This is a genomic window from Vitreoscilla massiliensis (assembly GCF_001457815.1).
GTDB lineage: Bacteria > Pseudomonadota > Gammaproteobacteria > Burkholderiales > Neisseriaceae > Vitreoscilla > Vitreoscilla massiliensis.
Genome location: NZ_LN898216.1, coordinates 39,637 through 65,259 on the forward strand (window position 1 = coordinate 39,637; position 25,623 = coordinate 65,259).

26 protein-coding genes are annotated in these 25,623 nt (G+C 51.9%); 17 read left to right on the top strand and 9 right to left on the bottom strand.

The window, feature by feature from the left end; genetic code table 11:
* Positions 1-13 precede the first annotated feature (13 nt).
* Positions 14-1,207: a pilin gene (locus BN3003_RS00755; RefSeq protein ID WP_058304833.1), complete on the bottom strand. Its 1,194-nt coding sequence runs from the start codon at positions 1,205-1,207 to the stop codon at positions 14-16.
* Between the two features lie 209 nt (positions 1,208-1,416).
* Here BN3003_RS00755 and dut point away from each other — a divergent pair, with 209 nt between their 5' ends.
* The 6 genes from dut (at position 1,417) to BN3003_RS00785 (ending at position 7,791) form a co-directional block, all read left to right on the top strand.
* Complete coding sequence (gene dut, locus BN3003_RS00760) at positions 1,417-1,872, top strand: dUTP diphosphatase (protein WP_058304834.1); 456 nt, start codon at positions 1,417-1,419, stop codon at positions 1,870-1,872.
* Positions 1,873-1,943: 71 nt separating this feature from the next.
* A complete protein-coding gene (gene mnmA / locus BN3003_RS00765) occupies positions 1,944-3,038 on the top strand; it encodes a tRNA 2-thiouridine(34) synthase MnmA (RefSeq protein ID WP_058304835.1) in 1,095 nt (364 codons plus the stop codon).
* Between the two features lie 47 nt (positions 3,039-3,085).
* Positions 3,086-4,765 carry an AMP-binding protein gene (locus BN3003_RS00770; protein ID WP_058304836.1) on the top strand — a complete coding sequence of 560 codons (1,680 nt, stop codon included), beginning with the start codon at positions 3,086-3,088 and terminating at the stop codon, positions 4,763-4,765.
* A gap of 263 nt (positions 4,766-5,028) precedes the next feature.
* Complete coding sequence (locus BN3003_RS00775) at positions 5,029-6,228, top strand: MFS transporter (protein ID WP_058304837.1); 1,200 nt, start codon at positions 5,029-5,031, stop codon at positions 6,226-6,228.
* Between the two features lie 91 nt (positions 6,229-6,319).
* On the top strand, positions 6,320-7,099 hold the full coding sequence (locus BN3003_RS00780; protein WP_058304838.1) for a helix-turn-helix transcriptional regulator: 780 nt from the start codon (positions 6,320-6,322) through the stop codon (positions 7,097-7,099).
* A gap of 68 nt (positions 7,100-7,167) precedes the next feature.
* Positions 7,168-7,791 carry a LysE family translocator gene (locus tag BN3003_RS00785; protein WP_058304839.1) on the top strand — a complete coding sequence of 208 codons (624 nt, stop codon included), beginning with the start codon at positions 7,168-7,170 and terminating at the stop codon, positions 7,789-7,791.
* Positions 7,792-7,911: 120 nt separating this feature from the next.
* Here BN3003_RS00785 and BN3003_RS00790 read toward each other — a convergent pair whose 3' ends face one another.
* The 4 genes from BN3003_RS00790 to BN3003_RS00805 all read right to left on the bottom strand — a co-directional run bounded on the left by BN3003_RS00790 (position 7,912) and on the right by BN3003_RS00805 (position 10,202).
* Positions 7,912-8,400 carry a hypothetical protein gene (locus BN3003_RS00790; protein WP_058304840.1) on the bottom strand — a complete coding sequence of 163 codons (489 nt, stop codon included), beginning with the start codon at positions 8,398-8,400 and terminating at the stop codon, positions 7,912-7,914.
* A gap of 130 nt (positions 8,401-8,530) precedes the next feature.
* Positions 8,531-9,028 carry a nuclear transport factor 2 family protein gene (locus tag BN3003_RS00795; RefSeq protein WP_058304841.1) on the bottom strand — a complete coding sequence of 166 codons (498 nt, stop codon included), beginning with the start codon at positions 9,026-9,028 and terminating at the stop codon, positions 8,531-8,533.
* A gap of 50 nt (positions 9,029-9,078) precedes the next feature.
* Positions 9,079-9,714: an NAD(P)-dependent oxidoreductase gene (locus BN3003_RS00800; RefSeq protein ID WP_058304842.1), complete on the bottom strand. Its 636-nt coding sequence runs from the start codon at positions 9,712-9,714 to the stop codon at positions 9,079-9,081.
* Between the two features lie 77 nt (positions 9,715-9,791).
* Positions 9,792-10,202, bottom strand: coding sequence for an Rrf2 family transcriptional regulator (locus BN3003_RS00805; protein ID WP_058304843.1), 411 nt, complete (start codon positions 10,200-10,202; stop codon positions 9,792-9,794).
* 140 nt (positions 10,203-10,342) lie between these two features.
* Between BN3003_RS00805 and uvrB the strand changes: the two genes are divergently transcribed.
* The 10 genes from uvrB to BN3003_RS00855 all read left to right on the top strand — a co-directional run bounded on the left by uvrB (position 10,343) and on the right by BN3003_RS00855 (position 19,895).
* The gene (gene uvrB / locus BN3003_RS00810; RefSeq protein ID WP_058304844.1) at positions 10,343-12,364 is read left to right on the top strand and encodes an excinuclease ABC subunit UvrB; all 2,022 of its coding nucleotides are present in this window, start codon (positions 10,343-10,345) and stop codon (positions 12,362-12,364) included.
* A gap of 253 nt (positions 12,365-12,617) precedes the next feature.
* Complete coding sequence (locus BN3003_RS00815) at positions 12,618-13,403, top strand: prolipoprotein diacylglyceryl transferase family protein (protein WP_058304845.1); 786 nt, start codon at positions 12,618-12,620, stop codon at positions 13,401-13,403.
* Complete coding sequence (locus BN3003_RS00820) at positions 13,390-13,590, top strand: hypothetical protein (protein ID WP_058304846.1); 201 nt, start codon at positions 13,390-13,392, stop codon at positions 13,588-13,590. The genes BN3003_RS00815 and BN3003_RS00820 overlap by 14 nt, the downstream gene beginning before the upstream one ends.
* A gap of 120 nt (positions 13,591-13,710) precedes the next feature.
* The gene (locus BN3003_RS00825) at positions 13,711-13,995 is read left to right on the top strand and encodes a hypothetical protein (protein ID WP_058304847.1); all 285 of its coding nucleotides are present in this window, start codon (positions 13,711-13,713) and stop codon (positions 13,993-13,995) included.
* Between the two features lie 132 nt (positions 13,996-14,127).
* Positions 14,128-14,904 carry a hypothetical protein gene (locus BN3003_RS00830; RefSeq protein ID WP_058304848.1) on the top strand — a complete coding sequence of 259 codons (777 nt, stop codon included), beginning with the start codon at positions 14,128-14,130 and terminating at the stop codon, positions 14,902-14,904.
* 34 nt (positions 14,905-14,938) lie between these two features.
* Positions 14,939-15,319: a hypothetical protein gene (locus tag BN3003_RS00835; protein WP_147645285.1), complete on the top strand. Its 381-nt coding sequence runs from the start codon at positions 14,939-14,941 to the stop codon at positions 15,317-15,319.
* Between the two features lie 60 nt (positions 15,320-15,379).
* Positions 15,380-15,973 carry a hypothetical protein gene (locus BN3003_RS00840; protein ID WP_058304850.1) on the top strand — a complete coding sequence of 198 codons (594 nt, stop codon included), beginning with the start codon at positions 15,380-15,382 and terminating at the stop codon, positions 15,971-15,973.
* A gap of 60 nt (positions 15,974-16,033) precedes the next feature.
* Complete coding sequence (locus tag BN3003_RS00845) at positions 16,034-16,498, top strand: hypothetical protein (protein ID WP_147645287.1); 465 nt, start codon at positions 16,034-16,036, stop codon at positions 16,496-16,498.
* Between the two features lie 22 nt (positions 16,499-16,520).
* On the top strand, positions 16,521-17,951 hold the full coding sequence (locus BN3003_RS00850; RefSeq protein WP_058304852.1) for a radical SAM protein: 1,431 nt from the start codon (positions 16,521-16,523) through the stop codon (positions 17,949-17,951).
* 87 nt (positions 17,952-18,038) lie between these two features.
* Complete coding sequence (locus tag BN3003_RS00855; protein ID WP_058304853.1) at positions 18,039-19,895, top strand: Na/Pi cotransporter family protein; 1,857 nt, start codon at positions 18,039-18,041, stop codon at positions 19,893-19,895.
* A gap of 81 nt (positions 19,896-19,976) precedes the next feature.
* Here BN3003_RS00855 and BN3003_RS00860 read toward each other — a convergent pair whose 3' ends face one another.
* From BN3003_RS00860 to BN3003_RS00870, 3 genes are all read right to left on the bottom strand, one after another.
* A complete protein-coding gene (locus tag BN3003_RS00860; protein ID WP_058304854.1) occupies positions 19,977-20,219 on the bottom strand; it encodes a DUF1272 domain-containing protein in 243 nt (80 codons plus the stop codon).
* A gap of 139 nt (positions 20,220-20,358) precedes the next feature.
* Positions 20,359-21,804, bottom strand: a complete 1,446-nt coding sequence (locus BN3003_RS00865) for an aldehyde dehydrogenase family protein (RefSeq protein WP_058304855.1) — start codon at positions 21,802-21,804, stop codon at positions 20,359-20,361.
* Between the two features lie 241 nt (positions 21,805-22,045).
* Positions 22,046-22,918: a DMT family transporter gene (locus BN3003_RS00870; RefSeq protein WP_058304856.1), complete on the bottom strand. Its 873-nt coding sequence runs from the start codon at positions 22,916-22,918 to the stop codon at positions 22,046-22,048.
* Positions 22,919-23,104: 186 nt separating this feature from the next.
* Here BN3003_RS00870 and BN3003_RS00875 point away from each other — a divergent pair, with 186 nt between their 5' ends.
* On the top strand, positions 23,105-23,959 hold the full coding sequence (locus BN3003_RS00875; RefSeq protein ID WP_058304857.1) for a helix-turn-helix domain-containing protein: 855 nt from the start codon (positions 23,105-23,107) through the stop codon (positions 23,957-23,959).
* A gap of 73 nt (positions 23,960-24,032) precedes the next feature.
* Here the strand turns inward: BN3003_RS00875 and BN3003_RS00880 are convergent, their stop codons facing one another.
* Positions 24,033-25,421, bottom strand: a complete 1,389-nt coding sequence (locus BN3003_RS00880; RefSeq protein ID WP_058305098.1) for an MFS transporter — start codon at positions 25,419-25,421, stop codon at positions 24,033-24,035.
* Positions 25,422-25,623 lie beyond the last annotated feature (202 nt).

Consider the following 25,623-nt stretch of genomic DNA (forward strand, 5'->3'; position numbering starts at 1 on the left):
TTAGACAGCTCGCTTATTCAACCACTGTACACGCCGTTGGCACATCGCGTTTGCGGATGGGGTTGGAACCTGAGGTGAACATTTCACACTGCCATAAGCCGGCGCTGTCGCGCACCAAGCGCATTTGCACATTGTGGTTGCTCAAGTCATGGCCCAAGACATAGCCCGCTCCGACCACATCGAATTCGGCTTCGATGGCGTCCAGTTTGGTCACACCATTGACATTCACATAACCGGCACCACTGGGATTGCTGATTTGTACCTTGCCGTTGTTGTGCAATACCTCATCTATCGGCGTTTTTAAGGCGCTCAGTTCTTCAAAAGCCTTATGGTATTGCGCTTTGGACACATAATTTTGGTACATGGGCAAGGAAATGGCGGCCAATATCCCCATTAAGGGCACCGACAGCGTGCACACGCCGGCGAACAAACCGATGGCCGCCGCCATATTGGTGGTGCCACGCAAGATGCGCATCATGCGTGCCGGCTGTTTGGAATATTGGCGCACAATGGATTTCACCCGTTTTTGGGCAAATTTAAAATAATACTGGTTGGCTTTGAGCGGCATCCACACCACGCGCCACAATAGCCACAAGGCCACGACAGCCAAAGCACCAGCTCTCATCACCGCAGCCAACACTCCACCCAGCACCAACACCAACAGCGGTATGGACAAGGTCAACAAGGCCATGCCCCACATGCCACGGGCAGCAAACCAATAACTGCCACCGAGCAAGGCCGCCCAGTTATAGCGGCTTTTTTTGCCTGCTGCCAAGGCATCAAATTCGGTCAGATAATAATCGGCCTTGCTCTCGCCCACCAAAGCAGTGAACAATTCCTGCCCATCGGGCAAGGTTTGTGCCGCAGCGTTGGCTGCGCCTTGCTCTTGCACATGGGCATGCGGTTCTGCAGTGGGCGCAGGCGGTGGCTGTTGTATGCTGGCAGGTTTGGCCGTCATCACAGTAGGTGTGGTGTGGCGCGGGCTGATGTCCAGTGCCGGTATGGCTTCGTTTGCCAAATTGGCATCGCTGGCGCGCAATTGCGCATCGTAACGCGCACGCGTTGGCGCATCCAACAGCCACGCACTGGCTTTGTCCAACACTTCTGGATTGAAGTGTCCCAAGGCTTTTTGGGCGTCTATGGCAGCCTGTATGTCGGCGCTGCTGGCTTGCATGTCCAAACCCAGTAATTGATACAAATTGACCATGGCTTCCCCTTTTGTCAGGTCAGGTATTGAAGTATTCGCTCGCGGCTTCATTATTGGTGAAATTGCAAACTTTGTGAAGTTAACCATGCTTTTAGTTAAATGGCTTTTGCACAAACACAAACTTAAGGCGCTGCACCGCAATTGCATGAAGTTTGCCGGTGTTTAGCGTAAAATGGCGGCTTTATTTTTATTCTAAGACGAAAGCCGCTATGTCTGACGCTCAAGTACAACTCAAAATCATCAACCCGCACATGGCGGAGCAATTGCCTGAATACGCCACCGCGGGCTCGGCCGGTTTGGACTTGCGTGCTGCCTTAGATGCGCCTTTGACTGTTGCGGCAGGACAAACCGTATTGATTCCGACAGGTTTGGCCATGTATTTGGGCAATCCGCAGTTGGCAGCGATGATTTTGCCGCGCTCAGGTTTGGGCCACAAAAACGGCATCGTGCTTGGCAATTTGGTCGGTTTGATTGATTCCGATTACCAAGGCGAATTGAAAGTGTCGTTGTGGAACCGCTCGCAAGACGATTTTGTGGTGGAACCGCTGGCGCGCATCGCCCAACTCATCATTGTACCGGTGGTACAAGCCCAGTTTGAAATCGTTGACGAATTTGTCGCCAGCGACCGCGGTGTAGGCGGATTTGGCTCTACAGGCCGCCATTAAGCGCTTGTAACTAGATTACTTAGTTTAATTTTCTACAGTAAAACCCTAATACTTATGGCATAGTGCATCACATGATTTGGCAAACACAACAACTCCCACCCCATACCAAAGTCATCGTCGGTTTGTCCGGCGGTGTGGACTCCTCTGTTACTGCGGCTTTATTGAAGCAGCAAGGCCATCAGGTCAAGGGCGTGTTCATGCAGAACTGGGAAGACGACAACAACGATGAGTATTGCTCCATCAAGCAAGACTCGCTCGATGCGATGGCGGTGGCGGACATCTTGGACATAGACATAGACATCGTCAATTTTGCCGGTGAGTACAAAGACCGCGTGTTTGCGTATTTCTTGCAGGAATACCAAGCCGGTCGCACTCCCAATCCGGATGTGTTGTGCAATGCCGAAATCAAATTCAAAAGCTTTTTGGATTATGCATTAGAACAAGGCGCAGAAGTGATGGCCACCGGCCATTACGCGCGCAAAGCGGTGGTCGATGGCGTGCATTATCTGCTCAAAGGTTTGGATGGCAACAAAGACCAAAGCTATTTCTTATACCGTTTGAATCAATACCAATTGAGCAAATCCATTTTCCCATTGGGCGATTTGGAAAAACCAGAAGTGCGCCGCATTGCTGCCGAAGTGGCTTTGCCCACTGCGGCCAAAAAAGACAGTACCGGCATTTGCTTTATTGGCGAGCGCCCGTTCCGTGAATTTTTGCAACAGTATTTGCCCACCAACAATGGCGTGATGCGCACCCCCGAAGGCAAGCAAGTGGGCGAACACGTCGGCCTGATGTTTTACACCTTGGGTCAACGCAAAGGCTTGGGCATAGGCGGCCCAGGTGAGCCTTGGTTTGTCGCCGACAAAGACTTGGCGAAAAATGAATTAATCGTGGTGCAAGGGCATGACCATCCTTTGTTGAAATCACGCTCTTTGACCATGCACGACTTGAGTTTTACCCTACCGACACGCCCACTTGAAGGCGAGTACACGTGTAAAACACGTTACCGCATGCAAGATGCGCTGTGTGAATTGCGCTATATTGATGACAATAACATCGAGTTGCGTTTTAAAGAACCACAATGGGCAGTGACACCGGGACAATCTGCGGTGCTGTACGATGGCGATGTGTGTTTGGGTGGTGGCATCATCACCAGCCGCGCTTAAACGCCGTTACTGCCTCAAAAAAATCAATAATTTTTAGGAGAGACGCTATGGAAAAAATTTGGTTATCACACTACGATGAAGGCGTGCCTGAGTACGCCGATGTTACCGCTTATTCTTCCATCAGCGCCGTGTTCAATGAAAGCGCCGCCCAATACGGGCAGCGCCCAGCGTTTACCAATATGGGAAAAACGCTGACTTATGCCGAAACCAAACAATACGTCGACCAATTTTCCGCCTATTTGCAAAATGTGTTGAAACTGCCCAAGGGCGAACGCATCGCCATCATGATGCCGAATGTGTTGCAATACCCGGTTGCCGTGTTTGGTGCTTTACAGGCCGGTTATGTGGTAGCGAACGTCAATCCTTTGTATACCCCGCGTGAATTGGAACACCAATTGGTCGATTGTGGTGCCACCACCATCGTGGTATTGGAAAACTTCGCCAATACCTTGGGTTTGGTATTGAAAAACACACCGGTGAAAAACGTCATCATCGCCAACATCGGCGAGATGCTCGGCGGCGTCAAAGGCATGTTGGTGAATTTTGTGCTGCGCCATGTCAAAAAAATGATTCCGGCTTACAACATCCCCAATACCATCGCTTTTAAAGACGCGTTGGCGCAAGGCAAGAACCACCCTTTCCACCCAGTTGAGCTGACCTTAGAAGACATCGCCTTCTTGCAATACACCGGCGGTACCACTGGTGTGGCCAAAGGCGCGATTTTGACCCACGGCAACATCGTTGCCAATATGCAGCAAGCCGGCGCTTGGATTAAGGCCAAACTCACCCGCGATGGCGAAATCATCCTCACCGCCTTGCCGCTGTACCACATCTTCTGCTTGACCGTGAACCTGATGATCTTCACCAAAATCGGTGCACACAATATTTTGGTGACCAACCCGCGCGACATTCCGGCCTTGGTCAAAGAAATCGCCAAATACCGCGTGACCGTGATTACCGCAGTGAATACCTTGTTCAATGCCTTGGTAAACAATGCCGATTTTGCCAACGTCGACTTTTCCAATCTGAAAATATCGGTCGGAGGCGGCATGGCAGTGCAAAAAGCCGTGGCCGACAAATGGCAAAAAATCACCAAACAACCGATTATTGAAGCCTATGGTTTGACCGAAACCAGCCCGGGCGTGTGCGTCAATCCACTGTCGTCGACCTCGTATTCAGGCAACATCGGCTTGCCGATTTCCAATACCGAAATCGACGTGCGCGATGGTGAAGGCAAATCGGTCGGCATAGGCGAAGTCGGCGAATTGTTTGTGCGCGGCCCGCAAGTGATGCGCGGCTATTGGAACATGCCCGAAGAAACCAAAAAAGTGTTGGGCGACGACGGTTTCTTGTCCACCGGCGATGTGGTGGTGGTGAACGAGCAAGGCTTTGTCAAAATCGTCGACCGCAAAAAAGACATGATTGTGGTGTCTGGCTTCAATGTCTATCCGAATGAAATTGAAGACGTGGTTGCCGGCCATCCAGGTGTATTGGAAGTGGCATGTGTTGGTGTACCAAGTGAAAAAACCGGTGAAGCCATCCGTTTGTTTGTGGTGAAAAAAGACCCTAACCTGACCAAAGAAGACATCATCGCCTTTTGCCGTGAAAATCTCACTGGCTACAAAGTGCCGAAAGACATCGTCTTCAAAAACGAATTGCCCAAATCCAATGTCGGCAAAATTCTGCGCCGCGAATTGAAAGACGCGCCCGCCACCGATCACGCTTAATCAATGTTGACTGCTGACGTGTTTTACAGGCCGCTTGATGCGGCCTGTAAGCCATTGATGCCAAATTATTTCATCTAATTGGCATTAATTGATTGCAATTACACAGCAGACGCCATAAGTAAAAAACCAAGCTCAGCAAGGCTTACAGGCCGCTTGCTCAAGCTTGTATTATCCCATTTGGTTTTATTTAATTGCTCCAACGAGAATCACTCGTCATAATAACCGACAAATCACTGATTCAATTGCATTCGTGAGCCATTTTTATGTTAGCAAACACAAAACTTCCCCCAGAATTTGCTGTGGTCCTCATCCTCACGTTTGGCGCGTTTTCTTTGGGTATGGCGGAATTCACCACCATCTGGTCGCTGCCGCAAATGGCCAACAGCTTGGGTACCACCACCACGCAAATTGGCCCTGCCGCCAGCTTCTATGCTTTGGGGGTATTGATAGGCACGCCCATCTTGGCCTTATTGGGCAGCCACATCAGCCGTCCCAAGCTGTTAACGTATGTATTGGTGTGGTGTTGCATCGGCAACCTGGCCACGTCCTATGTCAATTCTTATGAACAATTGCAATGGGTGCGCTTTTTCTGCGGCATGCCGCACGGCGTGTTTTTGGGCGTGTCTGGGGTGATTTTTTCGCAAATGTTATCGCCCAACAAATGGGGCATGTCCATCGGCATCTTGATGTCGGGCATAGGTTTGGCTTTTTTGCTGGTGGTGCCACTGACCACGTATTTTGGCGAGGTCCAAGATTGGCGCGCCATCTTCCGCGTCGTCGCCTTAATGGATTTGCTCATCATTGTGTTGCTGCACGATTTGATACCGGAATTGCCGCCGTATACCGCCAAACCGGCATGGCAAGAAATCAAAGCCTTGACCAACCCGTTGCTGTGGTGGATTTTGGCCATCAGCGCCACCGCCATTTGTGGCCGCATGGCAGTGTTTGCCTATGCCACGCCGCTGATTACCGAAGTGGCGATGATGCCTGCCACGCAGTTGCCACTGATTGCCATCTGCGGCGGCATAGGCACTTTGATGGGTTTTGCCTGGGGTGGCTATTGGTCCGATAAAAACGTGCACAAAACCTTGGGCTATGCCTTGCTGTGGTGCTTGTTGGTCATGGGTTTGTTTGATGTGCTCATTGTGACCCAATCGGTATTCCTCACTTATTTGGCGTTTTTCCTGCTCGGCACCATCACCGTCATCGTGCCTTCCTTACAAGTGTTGAGCATGCGTTATGCACCGGAAGACCGCACCTTATCCTCTTGTTTAAACCATGCCGCCATGAATGCCGCCAATGCCGCCGGCCCTTTGCTCGCCGGTTTGCTCATCGGTGCCGGCTATCACTGGGAATCGTTAACTTGGATGGGCATGCTCATTTGCCTATTGGCTGGCTTGATATTCCTATTGGGCTGGTGGCTGCTCAAACCCAAATTAGCAACACCACCCACTCAAGCTTAAAACCATGTTTATTTCATTTACAGGCCGCTTAACTGCTACAAGCGGCCTGTAAACCGTATCCTCACATATCAGCTGTTGTTAACATACCCGCATGAATTCCGACACCCACTTTTGGTACGACCCCGCATGGCCGGCTCTGGAAACGCGCACGGCCCACAACAGCCGCGCCTGTTACCGTATGCACAGCCACCGTGCGCATTCGTTTGGTTGCGTCGATGCTGGCGTGACCGTGTTGTCGTTTGCCGATGGCACTCTGATGCCCTTACAGGCCGGTGATGTGTTGTGGCTGCCGGCTGAATTGGCGCACTGCTGCAATCCGCCGCCGCAGGAGCATTGGGCTTACCAAATGATGTATGTCGCCGCCTCTGTGTTCACCACCGCGCCTGCCCATGCACACACCATTATGGTCTGGCGTGACCCTGCGCTGTACCAACGCTTTCAACACCTGCATCAAAGCCTACAAGCCCATCTGCCCTTGGCGCACAAACAAGCTGTGTTGCTCACGCTGTTGCACGAAGTCTTGCACGAGCTGGCCTACCCACCGCTGTGGCAGCACACACCGCAGCCCTATGCTCCCGACCCACGCCTGAACGCCTTGCTGCAACAGCCCGATTTTCTGCACTGGAATGTCGCCCACATGGCCAGAAGCGTGCACATGAGCCGCTACCATTTTATGCGCTGGTTTCAGGCGCAAACCGGCTGGTCGGCGCACGCCTATCAGGTCAATGTGCGCATCGCCCAAGCACGGCAACGTCTGCGTGCAGGCGACGCCATCGCCGCTGTGGCGCATGATTTGGGCTTTGCCGACCAAAGCCATTTTCAACGCGTGTTCAAAGCGCACACCGCCGCCACGCCCAAACAATACCAATAGCGCACTTTTCTTCAATACCCGCCGCGGGCAAACGCGCACCATGAGCGTTTCCTTACTCAGGAGTTGCCATGGAATTGTTTGTACTCGTCGGCATCAGCCATTTTTTGGCTTTATTGTTGCCCGGCGCCGATTTTTTATTGATTGTGCGCTTGGCCAGCCGCGCTGGCTGGCGCGCCTGTCTGCCTTTGTGCAGCGGCATCGCCTTGGGCAATGGTGTTTACATCGTATTGGCGTTCAGCGGCTTGCAAGTATTGCAACACACGCCGTGGCTGTTACAACTCATCCAAGGCTTGGGCGCGATGTATTTGCTGTATTTGAGTGTATTGTTGTTGCTGCCCAATGCCGCGACCACACTCAGCAGCGCCAGCCCAACCGCATCAGCCGCTGTGCCGGCACGGCGCGCCTTGATGGGTTTGCTGTCGGCCTTGCTCAATCCCAAAAATGGTTTGTTTTACCTCAGCTTGGCCAGCGTGTTAAGCCAACAACACGCCAGCACAGTCTTGTATGTGGCCTGTGGCGTGTGGATGTTGGCCGTAGTGTGGTTGTGGGACATGGTCTTGGCGCGCTTGCTCAGTGCGCCGTGGTTTTTAAGGCGTTTGCAGCAGTATTTGCCGCTGATAGAACGTGCGGCCGGCGTGATGATGGCGCTGTTGGCGTTCAGTATGGTGTGGACTTTGTTACGGGGAATATGAAACAGCGAGCATATTGCTTCATTCCATGCACAAAGACATAAGCGGCCTGTAAACCCTTGCTATCAGGGTTTACAGGCCGCTTATGCTACTATTCACAATCAGATGCTGTGCAGACGACACTCAATGCTTTTTGCCATTGCCACTGGCTACCACAAACAGCAATAAGGCCGCGGCGACATAGCCTAGCAAAGTTGCCGCTACCGACATGGAGCCGTCCAAATAGCCACCCTGACCTGCCAACAACGGCGCTAACAGCCAGCATATCAACGACGCGCCTAGGGCAAACAAGCCGATGTGCGCCAATACCGAGTGCGGGTTTTCCGGCGCTTGCCATGCCGCCACTTCTTCTTTCAAAGCGCTGACTTGCTGTTGCAAATCGGCAATTTCGGCGGCACCATCGTCTTCGATTTCATCCAATAATTGTTGCAATTTCGCTTGCTCGGCCAACAAGCTGGCGCGCTGCAGCCGCGCTTGTTCGCGTTTGCTTGGTTCGGCCGCTGGCGCGGCGGCGCTGGCACTTTCAGTGGGCACAGGCAAATGGTTGACCGGCGCATGTTCAATGATGTCTTCGTGCATGGCCATGGTTTCAGTGGTTTGGGTTTGCGACATACAGCGACCTCTTGGTGGACGGTGATGGTGGTCTTGATTATAACCACAAACCCTGTTTGAGCAAGCCCAGTTAACGCAATAAAGCGGCCTGTAAAGCATTTACAGGCCGCTTGTTATCGCGATGGCGTCATCAAAACATGGTATTGCCATTGGCGACGGCTTCAGGCACCGCTTGTTGCACATCCCAATGTTCAACGATTTTGCCGTCTTTAACGCGGAAGATGTCGACCACAGCCGTGCCACGGTCTTGCGGCTGCTCGCGCGACAACACGTGCAACACCACCAAATCCCCTTGCACAATCACCCGTTTGATGTCGCTGCGCGCTTGCGGGTGTTGCTGAAAATACGGCACAAAATAGGCCACAAACGGCGCGGCACCATCACCCACATACGGATTGTGCTGGATGTATTCAGAGCCAATATGGCGTTTTACCGCCGCTTCCACTTGGTGGCGCTGAAACACTTGCTCATAAAAATCCACCACCACTTGGCGGTTGCGCTGTTCTTGTGCCGACAAACCTGTGTCTGCTGGTTGCACCACGCGCGTGGGCACGCGTTTGGCCAAGACGGCGTTGCTCACGCCCAAGGCCAAACTGGCCATCACAATACTGCTGAGAAGTTTTTGCATGTCTTTATCCTTAGTGTGACAGCGGCCTGTAAGCCGCTGCAATACAGTCTTCAAGCAGCTTCGGCAACCACGCTGAAACGCTGATTGCGGTGTTGGGGCTGGAGCGCTTCGTCGATTAAGGCGATGGCATAGTCGGCATACGACACATAGCTGTTGCCGGCTTGGTTCACAATCAATTCCTCGCTGCCCAATTGGTAAGCGCCGCTGCGTTTGCCTTCGGCATCAAAAAAGGCCGCTGGGCTTAAAAATGCCCAGTTCAAATCGGATGCGGCCTGTAAATCTTGCAGGTTTTGTGCTTGATTGCTGGCGGTGGGTTTGTAGATATCAGGAAACTCAGGTGTGTCGATGAGGCGCACGGTGTGCTCAGGATTGACGAACAAACTGCCGGCACCTCCCACCACCAATAAGCGCGTGGCACTGTGTTGCAACAAGGCAATCAAATGTTGGCCCACTGCCACATGCAGGTGAGACAATTCGCTCGGCGCACCAAACGCATTGATGATTACATCAAACGGCGCCACATCGTCGCGGCTCAAGGCCAAGGCGTCTTTTTCGATGACGGGTACGTCTTGGCTGATTTTGCTGGCGTCGCGCACAATGGCGGTGACATCCAAATTTCGCGCCAAGGCTTCGTTTAATAAGGCCTGACCTTGTTTGCCGCTGGCGGCGATAATGGCGATTTTCATGGCATATCCTTTAGTATTAGTAATAATCATTGTTACAAATTTAAACGCAATAAGACAATAGGCCTTATTGCTGTGTACTACTGCAAACTGTCTAATGCGTCCTGTAAGCTTTGTGCCTGCAATTGCTGCCGCCACACTTGCTCCAGATTCGCATACATCTGGCTTAACACGGTTTCAATTTGGCAACCTATGTCGCACTGCACATTGCTGCCGCTGTGGATGGCAAACAACTCATGCTCGGCATCCACCGCTTGCAACACGTCCCAAAATGAAATGTCGCGCGCCGGTTTGCACAAGCGCAAACCACGGTTGGTTTGCACCGCCGTAATCAAACCGGCCTGTTTCAATTGACCAACCAAACGCCGCACCACCACCGCATTGGTGTTGATGCTACCTGCCATCCATTCAGAGGTCAGGCTCATGGGGTCTGTGGCGGTCGCCACCATGGACAAAATGTGGATGGCCATGGACAAACGGGTGTTTTTCATTTGTAACAATCATAATTACATATACTGGTTTTGACAAGTTCCTCTTACGAAAAGAATCCTTGCCGCTGGGTGAATTATACGTTGATACTTGTTTGTAAACAGGGCAACATAAGTGTTTGCTTGCGTTGCAGAGATGTGTGATGGAAATCATTGAATACCCAGACAGCCCGTTTAAGTTGCACCAACCGTTCCCACCTGCCGGCGACCAACCCACGGCGATAGCCGGTTTGGTCGAGGGTTTGCACGATGGCTTGGCCTACCAAACCTTGCTGGGCGTCACCGGTTCGGGCAAGACTTACACCATGGCCAATGTGATTGCGCAAATGGGCCGCCCTGCCATCATCATGGCGCACAACAAAACCTTGGCGGCGCAATTGTATGCCGAGATGCGCGGTTTTCTCCCCGAAAGCGCGGTCGAGTATTTCGTGTCTTACTACGATTATTACCAACCCGAGGCCTATGTGCCCAGCCGCGATTTGTTCATTGAAAAAGACTCCAGCATTAATGAACACATTGAGCAAATGCGCCTGTCTGCCACCAAAAGCCTGATGGAGCGCCGTGATGTGGTGATTGTCGCCACTGTGTCGGCGATATACGGCATCGGCGACCCATCTGAATACCACCAAATGATTTTGCACCTCAAAGAAGGCGGCAAAATGGAGCAGCGCGAAATCATTGCGCGCTTGGTGGCGATGCAATACGAGCGCGGCGATTTGGATTTTGAACGCGGCTCGTTTCGCGTGCGCGGCGATGTCATCGATGTGTTTCCAGCCGAAAACTCGGAAATCGCGCTCAGAATCAGTTTGTTTGATGATGAAGTGGAAACCTTACAGACGTTCGACCCGCTTACAGGCCGCATTGAAAGCCGTGTTGGCCGTTTTACCGTCTACCCGTCCAGCCATTATGTGACCCCGCGCGATACCGTGCTGAAAGCGTGTGACACCATCAAAATCGAATTGGCCGACCGCATTCAGTTTTACAACAATGAAGTGCGCTTGGTGGAAGCGCAGCGCATCGAGCAGCGCACGCGTTTTGATTTGGAAATGCTGTATGAAATGGGTTTTTGCAAAGGCATTGAAAACTACTCACGCCACTTCTCGCGCCGCCCAGCGGGCGCAGCACCACCGACTTTGTTCGACTATCTGCCCAAAGATGCCATCTTGTTTATGGACGAATCGCATGTGACCGTGCCGCAAGTCGGCGCCATGTACAAAGGCGATGCGGCGCGCAAACAAAACTTGGTCGATTACGGCTTCCGCCTGCCCTCAGCACGCGACAACCGCCCGCTCAAGTTTGAAGAATTTGAAACGCTGATGCCGCAAACCATCTTCGTTTCTGCCACACCAGCCACTTATGAAGAAGCCCACGCGGCGCAAGTGGTGGAACAAGTGGTGCGCCCGACTGGCTTGCTCGACCCAGTGTTGGAAATCCGCCCTGTGGGCACCCAAGTCGACGACTTGATGAGCGAGATTACCAAGCGCTCGGCCATAGGCGAACGCGTGTTGGTGACCACGCTGACCAAGCGCATGGCTGAACAACTGACCGATTATTACAACGACTTGGGCATCAAAGTGCGCTATTTGCACAGCGACATCGACACCGTCGAGCGCGTGGAAATCATCCGCGATTTGCGCCTGGGATTGTTTGATGTGTTGGTGGGGATTAACCTGCTACGCGAAGGCTTGGACATCCCCGAAGTGTCGCTGGTGGCGATATTGGACGCTGACAAAGAAGGCTTTTTGCGCAGCCGCCGCAGCCTAATCCAAACCATAGGCCGCGCCGCGCGCAACATCCATGGTAAAGCCATTCTGTACGCCGACAAAATCACCGATTCCATGCAAGCGGCGATAGACGAAACCGAACGCCGCCGCGCCAAACAAATCGCCTTTAACGAGGAACACGGCATCACGCCGACGCAAATCGTGAAAAAAGTCGGCGATTTAATCGATGGCGTTTACCATGAAGAATCAGGCGGCAAAGGCAAAAAAGGCAAGGTCAAAACCGCCAAACTCGATACCGAAGAAGCGGTGATCAAAGAAGTGGCGCGTTTGGAAAAAGCCATGTTCGCCGCCTCGCGCGATTTGCAATTTGAAGAAGCGGCCGAATTGCGCGACCAAATCCGTGCGCTGAAAGAGAATTTATTGTTCGGCGCTGCACCTTAATGTCGCGTGTATTGGTAAACCTTTAATGCGGCCTGTAAATGCACTTTAAGCATTTACAGGCCGCATTGTTAATACCGTCGGTAGCAATACCATGTACTGCCTCTGAGTCACGGTCTTCCTAGCCTCATGTCATGCTAATCTATAAATGAATCCAACCCTGTATTACCACAGCCAAGACAGCGGCCTGTAAGCCTTTGTTTTCATGCCCATACAATGTGGGTATGATGATTTCATCTGTACACGAGCACAGCCCATGTTAGAAGCCCTCATCATTCACGACCAAACTGCCGCCCGCATCGTCCATTCCACATTGGAATTGTTGGCCTTAAGCGGCGGCTTTCTGCTGTACCGCCATTTGAAAAAGCGCCGTGGCGACACGCAAAACCTGTGGCGCAGCAATGGCGTGTGGGTGGTATTGGGCTGTCTCATTGGCGCCGGCATAGGCAATAAAATCGTCTCGGCCTTGCACCATCCACTGTTAATGCAACAGTTGTGGCAACAATCACCGCAAGCCTTTTTCATTGCCGTGTTTTCAGGGCAAAGCGTGGTCGGCGGCCTGCTCGGCGGCTGGATAGGGGTGGAACTGGGCAAGAAATACGCCGGCATCAGCAGCCGCACTGGCGATGATTTTGTGGTGCCGATTTTGTTTGGCCTCATCATCGGGCGCTTGGGCTGTTTTTTGGCCGGCGCTTACGACGGCACTTGGGGCATACACAGCAGCGTGCCGTGGGCAGTGGACTTTGGTGATGGCCCGCGTCACCCTGCAGCCTTATATGAAATGCTGTTAGCGCTGTTGGCCTTGTGCCTGTATCCGTGGTGGCGACAGTATTTACAGGCCGGCTTAGGACTGCGCTTTCGCGCTTTAATGATGGCATATTTGCTGTGGCGCTTGTTTATTGATGGTTTAAAACCGATACCAGAGGGCTGGCCACTGGGCATGGCGGGGATACAGTGGGTGTGCTTAATCGCCTTACTACTCATCATCACCCTGAGTTTGAAAGCGACACTGACACGCGACAACCGCCATGCCAAGACCTAGCCAGCACCACGCCAGCTCAGGCTGCTTCAAAGCCTTGTTGTTGCTTCTTGCATCGCTGGTTTTGTTCCCTGTGTTGGTGTATGGCTATTGCACTTTGAATACACCGCTTAGTACCAGCCGCGATGCCACACTCGTGCTGATTTTGGTCAGCGTGGCCATCGTGACATTGCTGTTACGGCGCTGGTAAGTGCTTGCTTACACCACATTTTATTGCAATAAGCACAGCATTGCTCGACGCACACGCACCGAGCATGGCACAGTAGCAGCATAGTGCTGTACTCACCACCACTTGTTTGAGCACAAAGCCATGGAAAATCCCTACCAAACACCAAAACGCAAAATCCCCAAGCACGAACTCACCCACCTCAACAGCAAACAGCTGTGGCTAAAAATCATCGCTTTGGTCGTATTGGCGTGTTTGTTTTTACCGGCATTGTTTTACGGTTTGTGCTTCTTAATCTTATCCACAAGCGGCATGAACGACTCCACGTTTTTAATCGGCGGCTTATTGGGTTTGGTGGTGGCGCTGTTAACAGGCTATGGCTTTATGAAGCTATTGCGTTGGCGGGGCGATGACAAAGGTGATGTTTAAAGCCATGTGGCAACACTTAGTATGTAAAGGAAAACCGATGACAGCATCAGACCAAGACCACAACCCAGAAGACACTCTTAGGATTGCATCACTCAATAGTTGCGCTGCAAGAAATGGTGTAAGGAGATCAATATGGCAAAACCGTCTTCTGAGCAGTTACCCGACATCCGCACCGTGGCTTTGCTGCTGTCGCCCTTGCTCATCTTGGGCATATTGGGACTGGTATTGGGCAATCAAAGACTGCAATTATTGGCTGTGTTCGGCCTGTATTGCTACGTACTCTCTCTTTGCTATATCGCTTGGCTGCATTATCAACAAGCATTTGAGCACAAATTCAATACTCCTAAAACCATATCCCCACCAACCGCCCAAAGCATGGCATGGTGGTGTTTGCCACTCATATTCGTGAGCGCCTATGCTGTATTCTTCGGCAATGCCATGTTAATCATTTTCGGAGCGGTCAGCTTAATCGCCTATATTGTCATGGTGTTTTTCTTTTCCAAACTCCAGCATCGTTATCAAGCGCAGCGCCCCATGCGCAAGCCCAATGCCAAAGCTCTCACCAGCACACCCTCAACTACCCAAGCCATCAGCCCATCTCGCCAATCGTCACCCATCATTCAACCCACACGTTCTCCCACTCAAGCATCACCTATGGTTCAGCCCATCACAACGCCTGCTCAAGCATCACCCATCGTTCGACCCACAACTGCGCCCATTCAAGCATCACGGACCACGCCGTCCACAAAGTCCCGCAAAAAACGGCACAATACCGTCAGGCTCAAGCCCAAAGGCAGCGCTTCCAACTCAAACGGCCCCGTCATCATCGTTGTCCTTATACTGGCTGGCGTCGGATTGGTGGTGTTATTGCTGCCCATCATCTTCATTGGGGCGTGTTTTTTGCAATAACCCAGATTCACAGTCAAAATTTAGGATGCATACCATGCTCAATCGCCCTTACTACCGTTGGATAAAAATCACTATCCTGTTATTGGTCTTTATCGCCAGTGTATGCGCACTGAGTTCTGGTGACCAGCTTTGGGTGATGATAGGCACACTAAGCATGGGCATCTTGTGCGTGTTTATCATCCCCTTTCTGCAACTCACCTACCAAGAATTCAAAGAGCGCGCCCTCACCTTCGCATACTCTGACCCACACGATGACACTTCTCCCGCCCAAACAGGCAAACTCAGGTGCTTAGTCAAAACCCTCATCACGACGATGTCGGTACTCAAACCCATCATCATCGGTCTCTTTGTCATCACCGGTGTGGGCGTATTGTTGTTACCGATTGCTTTCATAGCCTTGTGTTTCAGCAGTTGATGTGGGTTTACAGGCCGCTTGTCTGGCTGCACTGAGACTTCAAGGTGCAGCAAATGACATATGCACACGCACTGTGTGTCTTATGTCAGTGCTTGCCCTACACTGCAATTGCACCCAGCGCGTTGGCGCCGTGACCGCATCCGTGTGAAAGGTCTTACCATGCCTCATTTCCATCAAGCCAAACCAAGTCCTCCACAGCAAACGCCCAGCAGCGACCACTTCTGCTGCCAGCAGCGCCTGCACACCATCATGGGCATTGCCTCGTGGCTGCTTTCCTTATTGGGCTTGTATGCTTTGTTGTTAGGTGCGCTGATATTCAATACAGATTGGCATGACATTGGCCGGATATTGTTGTTGTATGCCGCGGTGTTTTTCATCAGTGCCAGGGTTTTATATCGCCGACGTCAGGTGCAAGCTCCCACTCATACACAAGGCATGATGGGCATGGTCTTGCTGTTGTTTTTGTATCTGCCCGCGCTGTTTTCTGGCCTGTGCTTGGGTACTTGGTTTGTATCACCTGCACCAAGCAACGTGCTCAGTCATGTTGCAATCTGGTTTTGGTCTTACCAACACTGGGGACTCATGGCCTTATTGGCCAGTTATGTTGTTTATGGCGTGTGGCGTCTGCAGCTGAATAGGCGTACCCGCCATTAAGCAGTACTGTTTACAGGCCGCTTGTATGGCAACACAGTCTGCACCTCTGAAAGCATGAACATGAATAATATGCATACGGACAAGCATGTCGCCACACCCATCTTCCCCACATGGATAATGTTGGTCATGGATTTGTGGCTGGTAACAGGTGTGATCAGCTTGTTATTGGCGCTGTGGTTTTTGCCGTTTGATACGCCATGGCGTGCAACCGGCTGGTTGATGTTGGAATATGGATTGATGCTTTGCGCCAGTGCGCTGATGTTGCGCTGGCAGTTTACGCGCCAGCAAGCCCCGCGCAGCCAAACCATCCGCAGCATCGTCTTGTTATTGTTTCTGTATGTGCCCACGCTGCTGTCTGGGCTGTGTGTCACCATGCTGTGGACGCCACCAAAATGGAGGCTGGCATTCCACTCCTTACAACACTTTTTTTGGCAATACCATGGCTGGCTGTTAATGACCGTGTTAATCGGTTATGTTGTCTGTGCCTGCTGTTTGTCGGTCTACCAACGTCGCCACCCCTCTTAAACGCATTTACAGGACGCTTGTTATGTCGCGCAAAAACCGCCCTTACCATTTCTACGACACCACCGGCAGCATCTGCTCCACCTGTTACAGACAGATTGAAGCCAAAATTTTGTTCAAAGACGGCAAAGTGTATATGGACAAATGGTGTCCGCAACACGGCACGGAGCGCGTGCTCATCAGCGACGATGAAGAATATTACCGTTTGGGGCGCGAGGTGTTTGTGAAGCGGCCTGAAATGCCGCAAACCTTTAACACGCGCATGCATTACGGCTGCCCTTACGATTGTGGTCTCTGCCCCGACCACATGCAGCACTCGTGTCTGTCCATCATCGAAATCAACGAGGCTTGCAATCTCAATTGCCCAGTGTGTTTTGCCGCCAGCGGCACCCACAAACACACCCACCATAGCCTAGAAAACATCATTGCCATGTTAGACACGGTGGTGAAAAATGAAGGCGAACCCGATGTGGTGCAATTGTCTGGTGGCGAGCCGACACTGCATCCGCAGTTTTTTGAAATATTGGCGGCGGCGCGAGCGCGGCCAATTAAGCACTTGATGATCAACACCAATGGCATCCGCATCGCGCAAGAGCCTGAGTTTGTCGCCAAGCTGGCCGAATTTGGCCGCCATGGTTTGGAAATCTATTTGCAATTCGATTCGATGCGGCCTGAAGTATTGAAAACCTTGCGCGGCGCCGATTTGAGCCGCATCCGCCGCCAAGCATTAGAGAATTTAAACCAACACAATCTGTCTACCACGCTGGTGGTGACGGTGGCACGCGGCCACAACGACGACGAATTGGGCGACATCATTCGCTTTGCCCAAAGCCAGCCGTGTGTGCGTGGCGTGACCCTCCAGCCGATACAACAAGCCGGTCGTCAAACTGGTGTCGCCGCCGACAACCGCCTAACCGTCAGCGAGATACGCCGCAACATCATCCAGCAATCAGGCATCTTCGATGCCGCCGACATCGTGCCCGTACCGTGCAATCCCGATACCTTGGCCATGGCTTACGCCTTGAAAGTCGGCGACACGCTCACGCCGCTCACCCGCTATTTTGAGCCGCAAACCTTGGTCGAAGGCAGCGCCAACACCATTGTGTTTGAACACGATGTCGATTTAAAACAGCAAGTGTTCAAGCTGTTTTCCACCAACCACAGCCCCGAATCACAAGCTTCGTGCTTGAGCGAATTGATGTGTTGTCTGCCACAAATCGCTGCGCCGAATCTCAGTTATGAAAACGTGTTTCGCATCTTGATTGTGCAATTCATGGACGCCACCAACCTCGACATCCGCGCCTTGAAAAAATCGTGCATCCACTTCGCCACCGCCGATGGCCGCATGATTCCATTTGAAAGCCACAACCTCTTTTACCGCCCCGAACAAGCCGCCTTATTACAAGGCTTGCGCGAGAAGATTGAGCAAACGCATACCGTGTGGGCGCAAGTTTGACTATGATGTGCGCATGTCACACCTAGATGACTTGGCTTTGCATTGAGCGGCTTACAGGCCGCTTTTCTACTGCCATCAAGGAGGCTCATGCGCAATTTACTCAATCTCAAGCAACAGCAAAACCTCAAATATGTGTTGATGTTAGCTTTGCTGTTGGCTTTCAGTGTTTCGTTTTACCACAGCAATGCGTGGCTGCAGCTGTGTTATGGCTTGGCGATTTTTTTGTTTGGCATGCAGTGCATAGAAGAAGGTTTGCAACGCGCTGCCGGCGGTTATTTGGAACGCCTGCTGAACAAATCCACCGACACGCCGTTTAAAGGTTTGTTGTTCGGGATGGGTGCCACGTTTGTGTTGCAATCCAGCACCTTGGTGTCGCTACTGACCATTGCGTTTTTAAGCGCCGGTTTAATCGGCTTGGGCGCAGGGGTGGCGGTGTTATTGGGTACCAACTTGGGCGCGACCAGTGGCATTTGGTTGCTGGCGCTGGCCGGACAAAACATCAGCCTGAGCGTGATGGCCTTGCCTTTGCTGTTTTTTGGCGTGTTGGCGAGTTTTTTTGGCGACAAAGGCAAGGCGTTTGGGCGCGCACTGATGGGCATAGGCTTTATCTTTGTTGGCATCGATGCCATCAAGCAAGGTTTTACCGACATGGGCGGCGCGGTCGATTTCACCCAATTGCACGTCAGCGGCATCACCGAAATTTTGATTTTCATTGCCATCGGTTTGCTGCTCACGGTGGTGTTGCAGTCTACCCACGCCGCCTTGATTTTGACTTTAGCTGCTTTGGCCGGTGGGCAAATCGCGCCCGAACAGGCGTTTGCCTTGGCCATAGGTTCCAACGTCGGCAGCAGCATCACCACTGCCTTTGTTGGCTTTTTGGGCAGCGAACGCAATGGCCAACGCTTGGCCTTGGCGCATGTGTTGTTCAACATCGTCACCGCCTTATTGAGCCTGTTGTTGTTTGTGCCATTAAGCTGGTTGGTATTGCAATCCACCGCGTGGGTGGGCTTGGGCGACAACAGCATGATACAACTGGCGCTGTTTCACACCTTGTTTAACGTCTTGGGCGTGGTGGTGTTTTGGCGTTTTCAAAGCCAGTTGGCGACCAAACTGCAGCAATGGTTGCCTGAGCGCGCCGAACAACAGCTGCCGACCTTGATTGCCGAGCCACACGAAACCCGCCCTGCCAGCAAAAAGTCCAGCACCGAAGCGGTATACCTGAGCAAAAGCAGTTTGCGCGCCTCTGATACCGCGGTATTGGCAGTGGTGAATGAAATTCGCCATTTGAGCCGTTTGACGCTGGAAGTGATGTGCCATGCGGTGTATGTGCCGGCGCAGCAATTGTTTTCGGGCCTCACGGACAACGACGATTTGCGTTTACAGGCCGCCCAATTGCCATTGCAATTGGATGCCGATGCCTTGTACCAACAACACATCAAAGGCGTGTACAGCGAATTACTCGGCTACATCAACCGCATCGAAGTGCCACTGTCGGATGAACAAGAAAGCATCTTACAAAGCTGCCAAGCGCTGGCCTTGCAGTTTGCCGAAGCAGTGAAAGACAGCAAGCATTTGCAGAAAAACCTGCAACTGTATTTGCAAAGCGACGATGAGGTGCAGCATTACTATGCGCGTTTGCGCGAGTATGTGTTTGGCTTGTTGCTGCAAGTGGCTCCGTTAAGCCAAGACGGTGCGGCCTCGCTGTTGGCGCAACAAGCGCAGTTGCAACAAGGCATGCAGCAGTTTGAATTGTCGTTTAGCCGCGAGGTATTGGCCGGTTTGCGCGAGGGCAAACTCAGCGACAGGCAAACCAGCTCGCTGATGAACGACATTGCTTACGCGCGCCGCATTGGTCACAGCTTATTGGAAATTTTGGAACAAGCGCAGCAATTGCTGGCGCAAGCGCCGGCGGTTGAGGCGAAAGATGAGCCTGTTATGGCTTAGGCTTAATGTCTATGCTTTAACACCACATGTGTTTACAGGCCGCATTCAGCGGCCTGTAAACCTGTTGATTACCGAAATTCTTTAAGCTTGCCCACAATCGGGCTTGTGAATGTGCTCGGTAGAGGCAGGGAATTGTTCCCACAAATGCATGGCGCGCGACGGTCGCAAGCGCAGCGTGCCGCCGCAATTGGGACAAGTCTCGTGCAAATGGCCGTTGGCACACGAGGCGCAAAACGTGCATTCAAACGAACAAATGTACGCCCGCTCAGAATCGGCGGGCAAGGCAGCATCACAACATTCACAATTCGGGCGCATCTCCAACATGGTCAGTCCTCTATCGCTTATTGAACACCACCCGATTGTAGCGCTATTTTGTGTTCTATCAAGTGTTTGCCATCAAGCCGCACAAAAAAATACAGGCCGCATGTAAGCGGCCTGTAAGGCATTTCAAACCAGCGCAGACTTATTCAGCCCAGCCTGAAATGAATTTGCTGTCCATGAATTCTTCCAAACCAAACACACCGCCTTCACGGGCGCGACCAGAGGCTTTAACACCACCGAACGCAGCACCACGGGCGCGGCTCTTGCCATTCATTTCCACCATGCCGGCCTGTAACTGACGGCTCAAGCGGCGGCGGCGTTCCACGTCTTGGGTTTGCACATAATTGGTCAAACCGTAAATGGTGTCGTTGGCAATCGCCACCGCTTCTTCTTCGGTGTCGAATGGAATGATGGCCAATACTGGGCCAAAGATTTCATTTTTGGCGATGCCCATTTCATTGTTCACATCGGCAAACACGGTTGGGCGCACAAAATAACCTTCGCTCAAATGCTCTGGCAAACCAGTCCCACCAGACACCAAACGCGCACCTTCGTTAATACCGTCTTGAATCAAGCCTTGGATTTTGTCGAATTGCACTTTGGAAATCACCGGGCCGATGTGCGCACCTTCTTTGTGGGCAATGTCGACCGCAGTGGCATCAGCCACTTCTTTGGCAATGGCCACAGCTTTGTCGTAAAACGGACGCTCTACCAACATGCGTGTCGGTGCATTGCACGATTGACCAGAGTTGTAGAAGCAATGGCGCACACCGCGGGCAACCGCATCTTCGTCGGCATCGGCAAACACCAAGTTCGCGCCTTTACCGCCCAATTCCAACACCACTTTTTTCACCGTATCGGCAGCGGCTTTGGTAATCGCCACACCGGCGCGGGTAGAGCCAGTAAACGACACCATGTCCACATCCGGATGGGTAGACAATTGTGTACCCACACCGACGCCATCACCATTAACCATATTGTAAACGCCAGCCGGCAAGCCCGCTTCGTCAACGATTTCTGTCCACACGATGGACGACAATGGCGCAATTTCAGACGGTTTCAAAATCACCGTGTCGCCAGCCAAAATCGCTGGGATGACTTTCAAAGTCACTTGGTTCATCGGCCAGTTCCACGGCGTAATCGACGCGACCACACCAACTGGTTCCCATGCAATCATGGTGTCTGGGGTATCGGCGCTCAATGGGCGCACGAATTTGAAGTCTTTGAACGCGGCAATGAAGTTTTCAATGTGGTAGACACCGCAATCGACTTGGTCATCCAAAGACATGTCTTGTGGCGCACCCATTTCCAAGCTGATGGCACGGGCCATGTCTTTGGCGCGGCGTTTGTAGATGTCCAAAATCTTTTCCACATAAGCCAGACGCTCGGCAGGCGCAGTCGCGGCCCAAGCAGGGAATGCGGCTTTGGCAGCAGCCACGGCAGCATCGGTATCGGCTTTGTCACCAATCGAAATCACCGCCACGGCTTTTTCAGTCGATGGGTCTATCACTTCCAAATCGTTTGCTTTGGTAGGGTTGACCCATTTGCCATTGATGTAAAACTGACGGTAATCCAATAATTGTGTCATGTATTTCTCCTCTGTTTATCACACTTGAGTATTCGCCAAGACTCTTGTTTCGCCTAACAAAACAAGGCCTTGTTATTGCAATCATCTGTTACTTATTCAATCAAAATCAGTTATTCACAAGCCACACCACGATACCTGAGAAGGTATTTTGCGGCAACCACCCCCAGCCACTTCTTACACACACTGACATTCAGGGGCTTGATTCGATTAAGAAGAAAGGCTTACAGGCCGCTCTGGCTGTTTATGCCTTTGGCTTATGAAACATCAAATAATTGCCAGCCAAAATCAACACCATGCCCACTACCGCCGCCACATGCCATTGATAGCCTTCCCAAACCGTCGAAATGCTCAACGCCACCAAAGGAAACAACAACGTGGTGTAAGCCGATTGCGCCGCTCCCAAGCGTTTGACCAGCGTGAAATACGCGGTAAAACCGATGACCGAGCCAAACAGCGCCAAATACAGCAAAGACCACACAAACGGCGCTTGCAGCGGCATGGCCAAACCCACATCAAATACCCACGCCAAACCTGCCAAAATCACCGTGCCGTAGAGCATCGCATAAGCATTGGTGCTGAACACATCCAAGCCATGTTTCTGATGGCGCACACTGAGCATATTGCCCAAGGAAAAACCATAAGTACCGAGCATGGCCAAGCCTATTCCCCACAATTGCCCCAACTGCCAAGTGCCAAAATCCAATTCATGCCAAAACAGCAATACGATGCCGAGCAAACCCATACAAGCGGCCGGTAAAAAACGCGCGTGCGGCTTTTGTCCAAAAAACAGCCAAGCATTCAGGGCATTGAAAAACACCGCCATCGAAAATATCACCGATTCCAAGCCGGAATTGATGTAGCGCACAGCGGTGTAAAAACACACAAAATTGAGGCTGAACACGCACAAGCTTTGTAACACACAAAAGCCGTGGTCACGCCAACGCAAGCGCTGCAAACGCCCCGTCAGCGCCAAACCCATGAGCAACACCAACGCGGCGATGGCAAAGCGCCAAAAAATCGCCGTCAACGGCGGCGCATACGCGCTTTGCAAGGTGATGCCTATCCAAGTGGTGCCCCAAATCAACACCACCGCCACATACAATAAAACATTCATGTCGTTTAACCTGTTTCAAAACCAGCGCTCAGTCTGCACCATCGACCCAAAGCGCGCTGCGCCAAAACAGCGCCAGACTGTTCTGTTCTTGTGGTTTTTTGCAAAGTCTCGTCATTCATGCGGCCTGTAAGGCCAAAAAACCCCTACAATAGCGTGGTTTAACGCATCTTTGCCGAGCGCAGATTTATGGCTTACCAAACCCGACAACAATTGGAGCAAACCCACGCCGTGTTGCACAACAGCGTGAATCTCAGCTCGGGCATGCAACTGGCGCAGTGGAGCAATCACCACGACCATGTGGCGGTGTGCAGCGACCACCACACGCTGAGTTTGTATGTGCACGAAGGCTATGAGAGTTACCAAAAAACCCGCATGGGCTGGAAAAATGGCGGCGCGCCGGGCAAGTTTTGCCTGATGCCCAAACACCAGCGCAGCGAATGGGACATACGCGGGCAATTGGGCTTTGTGCACCTGTATTTCACCGATGCGCATTTGCACGACATCGCCACGCAAGTGTGGGACAAAGACCCGCACAACATCGTCTTGAACGAGCAAGCGTTTTGCCGCGATGAGCACATCGCGCAGTTATACCAATTGTTTTTGCTGGAGCCGACTTGGCAAGACCCTGCCAACCATTTGCAATTGAGCACCACCAGCACGCTGCTGCTCAACCACTTAATCAAACACTACGGCCAAGTGTCGTGGCAAGCGCCGCAAAGCAAAGGCGGCTTGTCGCCGCACAGTTTGCGCGTGGTGTTGGCTTACATAGACGCGCATCTGGCTGAGGCGCTGACTTTGCAAGACTTGGCGCAAGTGGTGCATTTAAGTGCCTACCATTTTGCCCATATGTTCAAGCAATCGACGCAGATGTCGCCGCACCAATATGTGTTGCAACGGCGCTTACAGCAAGCGCGTGATTTGATACGCAGCAGTGATGAGCCCTTGTTAGACATCGCCTTGCAATGCGGTTTTGGCAATGCCAGCCATTTCAGTCGCCGCTTCAAACAACACTTTGGCGTGTTGCCATCGCAATTGCGTTAAGGGGTTTTGATAGCGTGTTGCAATGCTTACAGGCCGCATCAAGCGGCCTGTAAATGTTTAAAACACTGTGATGTCATGATTGATTGCTGTAAGTCGGCGCGGTGGTGGTCGCAGGCTGATCTGCGGTTTCAGCAGTCGGCGTATGTTTGGCATCGACCGAGGCTTTCAAATTCACCAAGAAGATGGCCAAGGCAGCGATGAAACCTGGGATAGCGATGGCCAAGAAATTCATTTGGTGTGGCAATTCAAATGTCAGCAAAGCACCGGTCAAAACAGGGCCAACAATGGCGCCGATGCGGCCTATGCCCGAAGCCCAACCCATGCCAGTAGAGCGCACTGCTGCTGGATAGAACTGCGCCACAAAGGTATACAACAATATTTGTGAACCGATGGTGGCGGCGCCAGCGATGGCGATTAAGGTGTAGAGCACGGCTTGTGGGCTTTTGAAACCTAACAAAATCAAGGCGATGGCACCGACGGCAAACATGATGGTGAGCACCGGTTTCAAGTGAAATTTGTCCGCCAACACACCGCCACCGATGGCACCAATCATGCCGCCGATGTTCAAGGCAAACAAGAACAGCAAGCTCGCACCCAAGGAATAACCGGCCTGTAACATCAGTTTTGGCAACCAGCTGCCCAAGGCATACACCATCAACAAACACATGAAGAAGGCGACCCAAAACATCAAGGTACTGAAGGTGCGGTTTTGTTGGAACAAGGCTTTCAATGGCGCTTCGTCACCGGCAGTTTTCTCATTTAACCCAAATTGGGTTTGCGCGTTGGCTTGGATGCTGGGGTCGATCTTATTAACAATGCTGGCCACTTGTGCGGTTTCGCCTTTTTGGGTCAAGAACATCAGCGATTCAGGCAGGAATTTCCACAACAAAGGCAATACCAACAAAGGCACGCCGGCGATGTAAAACATGATTTTCCAACCGTAATCGGCCACCAAGAACGAGCCTAACAAAGCCGACGCCATCCCGCCTATGGCATAACCGCTGAACATGATGGCGACCAAGGTGCTGCGGATGCGTTTGGGTGCGTATTCTGTCATCAGCGCCACCACGTTAGGCATCACCCCACCTATGCCCAAACCGGCCAAGAAACGCAAGATGCCGAACTGGATAGGGTTCGCGGCAAACGAGCCCAAGAAGGTAAAGCCACTGAAAATGGCCACACACATCATGATGGTTTTTTTGCGACCCAATTTGTCCGACAAAGTGCCAAAACTCATGGCGCCGAACATCATGCCAAACAAGGCGGTGCTGGCGAGCAAGCCGGCTTCCACTGGGCTTAAGCCCCATTCTTTCATCAGCAGCGGCAAGGCCACGCCATAGATGACCAAGTCGTAGCCATCAAAAATAATCACCAGCAAACACCAAATTAACACCCCCCAGTGAAACGGGGTGAATTTGGCCTGATCGACCAGCTCGTTGATATTGATATTATTGGTTTTCATGTATTTTTCCTCTATTGTCGTGTGCTTCTCACCCGCACACAATGAGGCAAATTCGCCACGGTGTCCAAAACCGAATTTGCATACATTCATACCTAAAAAGTTGCTTGCCACTTGTAGCAAGCCGCACAGACTGTTTTTAAAATTCAAATACTTGTAAAATAAAATCCAAAAAAAAGCCGCATAGCGGCTTAAAACTGCGTTA

Excerpts from the sequence above, each read along its gene's own strand:
- BN3003_RS00815 (WP_058304845.1), top strand. The coding sequence starts at position 12,618 with ATGTTAGAAGCCCTCATCATTCACGACCAAACTGCCGCCCGCATCGTC.
- BN3003_RS00785 (WP_058304839.1), top strand. The coding sequence starts at position 7,168 with ATGGAATTGTTTGTACTCGTCGGCATCAGCCATTTTTTGGCTTTATTG.
- BN3003_RS00800 (WP_058304842.1), bottom strand. The coding sequence starts at position 9,714 with ATGAAAATCGCCATTATCGCCGCCAGCGGCAAACAAGGTCAGGCCTTA.
- dut (WP_058304834.1), top strand. The coding sequence starts at position 1,417 with ATGTCTGACGCTCAAGTACAACTCAAAATCATCAACCCGCACATGGCG.
- BN3003_RS00820 (WP_058304846.1), top strand. The coding sequence starts at position 13,390 with ATGCCAAGACCTAGCCAGCACCACGCCAGCTCAGGCTGCTTCAAAGCC.
- BN3003_RS00860 (WP_058304854.1), bottom strand. The coding sequence starts at position 20,219 with ATGTTGGAGATGCGCCCGAATTGTGAATGTTGTGATGCTGCCTTGCCC.
- BN3003_RS00850 (WP_058304852.1), top strand. The coding sequence starts at position 16,521 with ATGTCGCGCAAAAACCGCCCTTACCATTTCTACGACACCACCGGCAGC.
- BN3003_RS00855 (WP_058304853.1), top strand. The coding sequence starts at position 18,039 with ATGCGCAATTTACTCAATCTCAAGCAACAGCAAAACCTCAAATATGTG.
- BN3003_RS00870 (WP_058304856.1), bottom strand. The coding sequence starts at position 22,918 with ATGAATGTTTTATTGTATGTGGCGGTGGTGTTGATTTGGGGCACCACT.
- mnmA (WP_058304835.1), top strand. The coding sequence starts at position 1,944 with ATGATTTGGCAAACACAACAACTCCCACCCCATACCAAAGTCATCGTC.
- BN3003_RS00835 (WP_147645285.1), top strand. The coding sequence starts at position 14,939 with ATGCTCAATCGCCCTTACTACCGTTGGATAAAAATCACTATCCTGTTA.
- BN3003_RS00840 (WP_058304850.1), top strand. The coding sequence starts at position 15,380 with ATGCACACGCACTGTGTGTCTTATGTCAGTGCTTGCCCTACACTGCAA.
- BN3003_RS00755 (WP_058304833.1), bottom strand. The coding sequence starts at position 1,207 with ATGGTCAATTTGTATCAATTACTGGGTTTGGACATGCAAGCCAGCAGC.
- BN3003_RS00880 (WP_058305098.1), bottom strand. The coding sequence starts at position 25,421 with ATGAAAACCAATAATATCAATATCAACGAGCTGGTCGATCAGGCCAAA.
- BN3003_RS00845 (WP_147645287.1), top strand. The coding sequence starts at position 16,034 with ATGAATAATATGCATACGGACAAGCATGTCGCCACACCCATCTTCCCC.
- BN3003_RS00770 (WP_058304836.1), top strand. The coding sequence starts at position 3,086 with ATGGAAAAAATTTGGTTATCACACTACGATGAAGGCGTGCCTGAGTAC.
- BN3003_RS00795 (WP_058304841.1), bottom strand. The coding sequence starts at position 9,028 with ATGCAAAAACTTCTCAGCAGTATTGTGATGGCCAGTTTGGCCTTGGGC.
- uvrB (WP_058304844.1), top strand. The coding sequence starts at position 10,343 with ATGGAAATCATTGAATACCCAGACAGCCCGTTTAAGTTGCACCAACCG.
- BN3003_RS00830 (WP_058304848.1), top strand. The coding sequence starts at position 14,128 with ATGGCAAAACCGTCTTCTGAGCAGTTACCCGACATCCGCACCGTGGCT.
- BN3003_RS00790 (WP_058304840.1), bottom strand. The coding sequence starts at position 8,400 with ATGTCGCAAACCCAAACCACTGAAACCATGGCCATGCACGAAGACATC.
- BN3003_RS00805 (WP_058304843.1), bottom strand. The coding sequence starts at position 10,202 with ATGAAAAACACCCGTTTGTCCATGGCCATCCACATTTTGTCCATGGTG.
- BN3003_RS00775 (WP_058304837.1), top strand. The coding sequence starts at position 5,029 with ATGTTAGCAAACACAAAACTTCCCCCAGAATTTGCTGTGGTCCTCATC.
- BN3003_RS00865 (WP_058304855.1), bottom strand. The coding sequence starts at position 21,804 with ATGACACAATTATTGGATTACCGTCAGTTTTACATCAATGGCAAATGG.
- BN3003_RS00780 (WP_058304838.1), top strand. The coding sequence starts at position 6,320 with ATGAATTCCGACACCCACTTTTGGTACGACCCCGCATGGCCGGCTCTG.
- BN3003_RS00875 (WP_058304857.1), top strand. The coding sequence starts at position 23,105 with ATGGCTTACCAAACCCGACAACAATTGGAGCAAACCCACGCCGTGTTG.
- BN3003_RS00825 (WP_058304847.1), top strand. The coding sequence starts at position 13,711 with ATGGAAAATCCCTACCAAACACCAAAACGCAAAATCCCCAAGCACGAA.